The sequence below is a fragment of the Giesbergeria anulus genome, assembly GCF_900111115.1.
Lineage (GTDB): Bacteria > Pseudomonadota > Gammaproteobacteria > Burkholderiales > Burkholderiaceae_C > Simplicispira > Simplicispira anulus.
On sequence record NZ_FOGD01000023.1, the window covers coordinates 1 to 7,700 of the forward strand.

General features: G+C 56.9%; 7 protein-coding genes. 2 read left to right on the forward strand and 5 right to left on the reverse strand.

All coding sequences use genetic code 11. From position 1 onward, the window contains the following. Positions 1 to 99: 99 nt before the first annotated feature. The gene (locus tag BMX55_RS15820; protein ID WP_091459372.1) at positions 100 to 1,329 is read right to left on the reverse strand and encodes a nucleoside recognition domain-containing protein; all 1,230 of its coding nucleotides are present in this window, start codon (positions 1,327 to 1,329) and stop codon (positions 100 to 102) included. Positions 1,330 to 1,498: 169 nt separating this feature from the next. Between BMX55_RS15820 and BMX55_RS15825 the strand changes: the two genes are divergently transcribed. Further along, positions 1,499 to 2,491, forward strand: coding sequence for a Bug family tripartite tricarboxylate transporter substrate binding protein (locus tag BMX55_RS15825; protein ID WP_091459374.1), 993 nt, complete (start codon positions 1,499 to 1,501; stop codon positions 2,489 to 2,491). Positions 2,492 to 2,509: 18 nt separating this feature from the next. On the opposite strand, the gene BMX55_RS15830 is transcribed toward BMX55_RS15825, so the two are convergent. Together BMX55_RS15830 and BMX55_RS15835 are read right to left on the reverse strand one after the other, a co-directional pair. After that, on the reverse strand, positions 2,510 to 4,837 hold the full coding sequence (locus BMX55_RS15830) for a YgiQ family radical SAM protein (protein WP_091459376.1): 2,328 nt from the start codon (positions 4,835 to 4,837) through the stop codon (positions 2,510 to 2,512). 111 nt (positions 4,838 to 4,948) lie between these two features. Continuing rightward, a complete protein-coding gene (locus BMX55_RS15835) occupies positions 4,949 to 5,392 on the reverse strand; it encodes a universal stress protein (protein ID WP_091459378.1) in 444 nt (147 codons plus the stop codon). Between the two features lie 163 nt (positions 5,393 to 5,555). Here BMX55_RS15835 and argA point away from each other — a divergent pair, with 163 nt between their 5' ends. Beyond that, on the forward strand, positions 5,556 to 6,902 hold the full coding sequence (argA, locus tag BMX55_RS15840; protein WP_091459379.1) for an amino-acid N-acetyltransferase: 1,347 nt from the start codon (positions 5,556 to 5,558) through the stop codon (positions 6,900 to 6,902). Between the two features lie 5 nt (positions 6,903 to 6,907). Here argA and BMX55_RS15845 read toward each other — a convergent pair whose 3' ends face one another. Then, complete coding sequence (locus BMX55_RS15845; RefSeq protein WP_091459381.1) at positions 6,908 to 7,093, reverse strand: phage integrase N-terminal SAM-like domain-containing protein; 186 nt, start codon at positions 7,091 to 7,093, stop codon at positions 6,908 to 6,910. Positions 7,094 to 7,149: 56 nt separating this feature from the next. Then, a partial coding sequence (locus tag BMX55_RS15850; RefSeq protein ID WP_091459382.1) for an IS5 family transposase occupies positions 7,150 to 7,700 on the reverse strand: 551 nt, incomplete at its 5' end.

Sequence of the window (7,700 nt, forward strand, 5' to 3'; positions counted from 1 at the left end):
CTACTGACAGTGATCTATTTTTAAAAATAAGGAGCAACATCAGCAGCAAGGGGCGCATTGTAGCACCGTTTTTTGGCGATGCTGTGACGCACAATGCGTTTAGCCAAAGAACTGGTAACACACCACAATGGCAGCCACTACGCCAGCCAGTTCAGCTAAGAGCGCACAGGCGACTGCATGGCGAGCGCGTTGTATGCCCACAGCACCAAAATACACCGCCAACACATAGAAGGTGGTTTCAGTGCTGCCTTGGATGGTGGCTGCCGCAAGGGCCGCAAAGCTGTCAACGCCTTGGGTTTTCATGGTTTCGATCAGAATAGCGCGAGCTGCACTGCCTGAGAAAGGTTTGACCAATGCAGTGGGGAGGGCTTCGACAAAACGGGTATCTACACCCAGCAGGTCAACGCCCCAGCGGATCAGTTCCAGCACATAGCCCAAGGCCCCCGACGCCCGGAACACACCCACTGCACACAACATGGCGACCAAATACGGCAGCAGGCCCTTGGCGACATCAAATCCTTCTTTGGCACCCTCGACAAACGCTTCGTAGACCGGCACTTTGCGCCAAGTGCCCACCACAATGAATAGCACTACAAGCGTAAACAGGGTGAGATTGCCTAGCAAGGATGACAGTTGCGCTAGTGCTGCCCCGCTGAGGGTGGTGAGAAAGGCCATAAAGGCGGCCAAAGCCAGTGCCACTGGCAAGAGATAGGCCAATACCACTGGACTGAACAAGGGGAGGCGCTGTACGGCAGCGACACTGAACAGGCCCACCAAAGTAGATGCAGAGGTAGCTAACAGAATGGGCACAAATACCAATGTGGGGTCGGGTGCGCCCTGCTGCATCCGGTACATGAAGATACTGACGGGCAACAAGGTGAGCGAGGAAGCATTCAGCACCAAAAACAGAATCTGTGCGTTAGTGGCGGTATCGGGCTGGGGATTGAGTTCTTGTAAGGCCCGCATAGCCTTGAGCCCCATGGGGGTAGCAGCGTTGTCCAAACCCAAGGCATTGGCGGCAAAGTTGAGCGTCATCAGCCCCAGCGCAGGGTGGCCACGGGGGACTGCTGGCATCAGCCGAGAAAACAGGGGGGCCAGCCCACGGGCGAGAGCATCGACCAGCCCCGCCTTTTCGGCAATACGCAAAAATCCCATCCATAAAGTCAGGGTGCCGAACAGCAGCACCATGACTTCGACCGAGAGTTTGGCCATGCCAAACAACGCCTCGACCATCGCAGCAAAAATCTGCGCATTGCCAGCAAAAAGCCATTGAGCGAGCCCAGCCAGCGCAGCAGTAACAAAAAAGCCCAGCCACAGGGTGTTGAGCATTTGACTATCTCCGGGGATTGCGGGGCGCTATTGTGGCGCAGGCCAGCCGAAAACTCGCAGACGAAAGAACTTTGGACAGTTCCTGCTATCCATACGGCGGAGGATGTCATCTTTCACATCCTCGTTGGACAATATGGCTTCACCCTCTGTTCTGCATTGAAAGGAAAGTATGCACTCTTACGTTTTCTCTATCTCCCGTCGGACTGCCGTATCGGCTTTGGCAGCTCTGGCGCTCTTGCCTGCGGCCCATGCCAAAGGGGTGGCTTGGCCATCAGCACAACCAATAGTGCTGGTGTCGTCCCAAGCGCCCGGTGGCACCACCGACCTGTTGGCTCGTTTACTGGCAGGCAAATTGCAGGAACGTTTGGGGATTACCGTGGTTGTGCAACACCGTGATGGCGCTGGGGGCACGGTGGCGGCCAACTTTGTTAGCAAAGCCCAGCCTGATGGCTATACCTTTTTGGTGGCTTCTAGTGAGCCTTTGGTGTTGGCAGGGGCGCTGAACCCCAACCTGCCTTACAAGCCAACGAGCGATTTCACGCCGGTAGCATCCTTGGCGCTCGGTTCTTGGGCGCTGGCTGCACACGAGAAATCGGGTCTAGGCACTGTGGCAGATGTAGTCAGCAGAAGCAAGGAAGAAAAAATTTCTTTTGGCTCCATCGGTTCTGGTACGCCACAACATATTGTGGGCGAAATGTTCAATGCCGCCACGGGGGCCAAAATTCAACATACGCCTTACCAAGGCATCAACCCACTACTGGCTGATTTGCAGAGCGGCGAAGTGGCGATGGCGTTTGAAAACCCAGCACTCATCAAATCACAAATGCAAGGTGGGCAGATCAAGGTGCTGGCAGTGACCAGCGCCCAACGTTCAGCCGTTTTTCCTGAAGTGCCTACCTTGGCGGAAAGTGGCGTGACGGGGTTTGATGCAGCGCCTTGGTATGGCCTGCTGGCACCAGCTGGATTGCCCAAGGCGATCAGCAAACGCCTTTATACCGAAGTGCAAGCCATCATGGCATCAACTTTAGCAAAGACGCGCCTGAACACCTTGGGAGCCGAACCGCTGGTGATGAAACCAGCAGCATTTCAAAAACTGATTGCTGCTGATATCCAAAAATGGACGGCTGCAGTACCCGCCTCTGAAAGCAAAAAGGGGGACTAAAGCCCCCCAGCACGCAACTCAACGCCGGCCGGACTTGCCCAAGGGCGGTTTGCTGCTGCCCTTCTTGCCGGTCTCGCGCGGGGGCAGGCCGGTGTGTTGCGTGAGCACACGCCCCTTGGTGGGTTTGACAGATGCCACCGGCCCGGCCTTGCCCGGTGTGGAGTTGGTGCGCCGGGCGCTCTGGTAAGCGCCATCGGTGACGGGCTGGAACGTCGGGATCAGGTGGTGTTTGCCATTGCCGATCAAGTCAGCCCGGCCCAGCGCCTTGAGCGCCTCGCGCAGCAGGGGCCAATTGTTGGGGTCGTGGTAGCGCAGGAATGCTTTATGCAAACGGCGGCGCTTGTCACCACGCACGATGTCCACGCGCTCGCTGCGCTCATCCCGGTGGATGCCCGCCAGCGGATTGAGGTTGCTGTGGTACATGGCAGTGGCGGTGGCCATCGGGCTGGGGTAGAAGGTCTGCACTTGGTCGGCGCGGAAGCCGTTTTTCTTCAGCCACAGCGCCAAGTTCATCATGTCTTCATCGCTGGTGCCGGGGTGGGCGGCAATGAAGTAGGGGATGAGGAATTGCTTCTTGCCCACCTCCTCGCTGAACTTGTCAAACATCTGTTTGAATTTGTCGTAGCTACCGATACCAGGCTTCATCATCTTGGACAGTGGGCCTGACTCGGTGTGCTCAGGGGCAATTTTCAGGTAGCCCCCGACATGGTGTTGCACCAGCTCACGCACATATTCGGGCGATTTGACGGCGATGTCATAGCGCAGGCCCGAACCAATCAGGATTTTCTTGATGCCTTTGAGCGCCCGCGCGCGGCGATAAATCTGGATCAGTGGGTCGTGGTTGGTGGTGAGGTTTTGGCACAGACCGGGATAAACGCAACTGGGTTTGCGACAGGCGGCCTCGATTTCAGGGCTTTTGCAGCCCAAGCGGTACATATTGGCGGTGGGGCCACCTAAATCGGAAATGGTGCCGGTGAAGCCCTTGACCTTATCGCGGATGTCTTCGATCTCGTGGATGATGGAATCTTCAGAGCGGCTTTGGATGATGCGGCCTTCGTGCTCAGTGATGGAGCAGAAGGTACAACCGCCAAAGCAGCCGCGCATGATATTGACGCTCAGGCGAATCATCTCCCAAGCAGGGATTTTGGTGGTGCCGTCATGGCTGCCATTTTCATCGGCATAGGTGGAGTGTGGACTGCGGGCATAGGGCAGGCCAAACACCCAATCCATCTCCGCCGTGGTCAGGGGAATGGGCGGCGGGTTGATCCAGACATCACGGGCGGTAGGGCCTTCGCCATGCGCCTGCACCAAGGCACGGGCGTTGCCAGGGTTGGTTTCTAAGTGCAGCACCCGGTTGGCATGGGCATAGAGCACGGGGTCGGCTTTGACCTGCTCATAGCTGGGCAGACGAATCACGCTGCGGTTGCGCGGTGGCAGCTTGAGCTTGCCATGCAAAGCTGGATTGGGGGCAAAGTGGATGGGCTGCTCGGTGGGCGCTGGGGCCGTGGCATTGCCATCTTCTTGGCTGCAAGTGCTGCCTTGGGCAGCGGCTTGTTCGCTGGTCGTTTGGTAAGGGTTGATATGCGATTCGACCGGGCCGGGCTGATCGACCTCAGTGGAGTCGATCTGAAACCAACCCTCTTCTGAATTGCGGCAGACAAAGGCGGTACCGCGCACATCAGTGATGCTCTCTACCGGCTCACGGGCAGCAATACGGTGCGCTACCTCGACCAATGCCCGCTCGGCATTGCCGTAGAGCAACAAATCGCATTTGGCATCCACCACAATGCTGCGGCGCACCTTGTCGCTCCAGTAGTCGTAATGGGCAATGCGGCGCAGGCTGCCTTCAATGCCGCCCAAGATGATGGGCACGTCTTTATAGGCTTCGCGGCAGCGCTGGCTATAAACGATGGCGGCGCGGTCGGGGCGTTTGCCGCCGACGTCACCGGGGGTATAGGCATCATCGGTACGGATTTTGCGATCAGCCGTGTAACGGTTAATCATCGAATCCATATTGCCCGCCGTCACGCCCCAAAACAGGTTGGGCTTGCCTAGCGCTTTGAAGGCGTCGGCGCTGTGCCAATCGGGTTGGGCAATGATGCCCACACGAAAGCCCTGCGCCTCTAGCACCCGGCCAATCACGGCCATGCCGAAGCTGGGGTGATCGACATAGGCATCGCCCGTGACGAGCACGATGTCGCAGCTGTCCCAGCCGAGTTGCTCCATCTCGGCACGGCTCATGGGCAAAAATGGTGCCGTGCCAAAGCGCTTGGCCCAGTAGGGGCGATAGCTGCTCAGGGGCTTGGCAGCGCGCGCAAAAAAGGAAACGTCAACCGGGGCGTTCATGCAGATGGGGAATGGGGTGGGGGAGGAAGGGCCAGATTTTACGGTGCTCCCCTTGTCTGCGCTGGTCTAGGGCTACTAGGCCAGAGCCACATTCCCACTGTGGAGAAATATTCAGTGCAACACAAACACCGGCAGCTTGCTCTGGGCAATCACTTTTTTGGTGTGCGAGCCAAACAAAAACTCACCCACTGGGCCACGGCCATGCGTGACCATGACGATCATGTCGCAACCGGCTTTGTCTGCTTCTTCGACGATGGTGTGATCGACGCCATAGGCAGTGACAGACAGCCCCGTAAACTCCACGCCAGCCGCCTTAGCACGTTCTTCAAACTGCCCCAACAGCGCTTGGGCATGAGCCGCATTTTTGGCTTCGTGTTTTTTGATGCCACTGATAAAAGTATCAGCGTTTTGACTGCCCACAGCCACCGGTACATCAGGCTCAACAACAAAGCCGGTGATGCGTGCACCCAACTGGGCTGCCAAGGCAATGCTGCCATCCATCGCACGGTGGGAGAGTTCGGAGCCGTCAACCGGCACGAAAAGGTGTCTGTACATGGAGTCTCCTAATCCTAATGAAAGCAATAAGCTTATCGCATAGCACACCGACCCACCCGTGTGGAAATTACGCACAGGAGCCATCGACAGCAACTTGGTAGAGAATCAGCAATGATTCCAGCCGTGTGCTGGGTTTACCCCATTGATTTTTCTAAAAACCTCCATGTCCACTGTCTTCAATTTCACCTTTGTGCCTTGGTTCCGTTCTGTAGCACCCTACATTCATATGCACCGGGGCAAGACTTTTGTGGTGGGGCTTTCTGGCGAGGCCATTGCCGCCGGTAAGCTGCCCAGCATTGCGCAAGATTTGGCGTTGATCCAGAGCATGGGCGTCAAAATCGTGCTGGTGCATGGCTTTCGGCCGCAGGTGAACGAGCAGCTCCATGCCAAAGGCCACGAGGCGCGTTATTCGCACGGCATTCGCATCACCGACGAGGTAGCACTGGACTGCGCCCAAGAGGCCGCAGGCCAGTTGCGCTACGAGATTGAGGCCGTGTTCAGCCAAGGGCTGCCCAATACGCCGATGGCAGGCTCCAAGGTGCGCATGATTTCGGGCAACTTTATTACGGCACGGCCCGTGGGCATTGTGGATGGCGTGGACTTTAAGCACTCAGGGTTGGTGCGCAAGATTGATGTGGCGAGCATCACGCAATCGCTTGATTTTGGCGCGATGGTGTTGCTGTCACCATTTGGTTTTTCGCCCACCGGCGAAGCCTTCAACTTGACGATGGAAGAAGTAGCCACCAGCGTAGCCATTGAATTGCAGGCCGACAAGTTGATCTTTTTGACCGAAATTCCGGGCATTCGTATCCACCCCGACCAGCCCGCCAGCGAAGACAACCCCATCGACACCGAATTGCCACTGGACACCGCGCAAGCCCTGCTGAAACAGCTACCGCCCGCGCACCAGCCCAGCGACACCGGCTTTTATTTGCAGCACTGCGTAAAAGCCTGCAAGGGTGGCGTAGAGCGCAGCCATATTTTGCCTTTTGCCACCGATGGAGCCTTGCTGCTGGAAGTTTATGTTCACGATGGCATTGGCACCATGATTGTGGATGAAAAGCTAGAAGAACTGCGCGAAGCCAGCGCCGATGATGTGGGCGGTATTTTGCAACTGATCGAACCGTTTGAACGCGATGGCACTTTGGTGAAACGCGACCGCACTGAGATTGAACGCGATATTGAAAACTACACCATCATTGAACATGATGGCGTGATTTTTGGCTGCGCGGCGCTCTACCCCTACCCTGAAGCCAAAACCGCCGAAATGGCCGCCGTGACGGTATCACCGCAAAGCCAAGGCACCGGCGATGGCGAAAAGATTCTCAAGCGTATTGAACAACGCGCCCGCGCTATGGGTTTGAGCAGCATTTTTGTGCTGACCACGCGCACCATGCACTGGTTTATCAAACGCGGTTTTCAGAATGTAGATCCGGACTGGCTGCCCGAAGCGCGCAAGCGCAAATACAACTGGGATCGGCGCAGCCAAGTGCTGGTGAAAAAGCTCTAAGTGGCTTACCATTGCCCTGCACCAGCGGTCTCCTGTTTTTTATGAAACAAAATGAAACACTGCACCCAATCCACATAGATTGGCTCGGTGCGAATGTTGTAATGCTGTGTGCGCAGGTGAATACACATACGCTCCAGCAGTTTTGGCTGGCACGGGGCATCGGTGTTGGGGGTGTAGGGCGAGGCAGGCATCCGCAAAAATTTAGGTTTGTCTAAATGGCTGGCTATTGGCGTTTCCCTAGGGCGTGTTATGAACTCCCAGCGGTAGCCAATATCCGGGTCGCTGCTGGCAGCATCAGTATTACAAAGACCAGAAAGTGCAACCCACCCAACACCTGTGGCAACCGCTCGTAGTCCCTGGCCAACCGGCGAAACCTCGCCAGCCATCCAAAGCTGCGCTCGACCACCCAGCGCCTAGGCAGCAGTACAAAGCCCTTCTTCGCCTCTGGCAACTTGACCACTTCCAACTGCACACCATGCGCTTGGGCATCACTGCGGGCCTTCTCCCCTGTATAGCCCTGATCAGCCCACGCTAACTTCACCGTCTCCCCAGTGACCTCTTGCACGGCTTCACACAGCACCTGCACCTGCGCACGCTCTTGCTCATCGGCAGGTGTCACATGCAAAGCCAGCAAATGCCCCAACGTATCGACTGCCATATGTACCTTGCTGCCACGCCTGCGCTTGTAGCCGTCATAACCGGCCCGAGGGCCACTCTCACAGCTCGACTGCAAAGTGCGTCCGTCCAGAATCACGGCGCTGGGCTGGCCTTGTCTACCTTGGGCGACGCCAATGATGG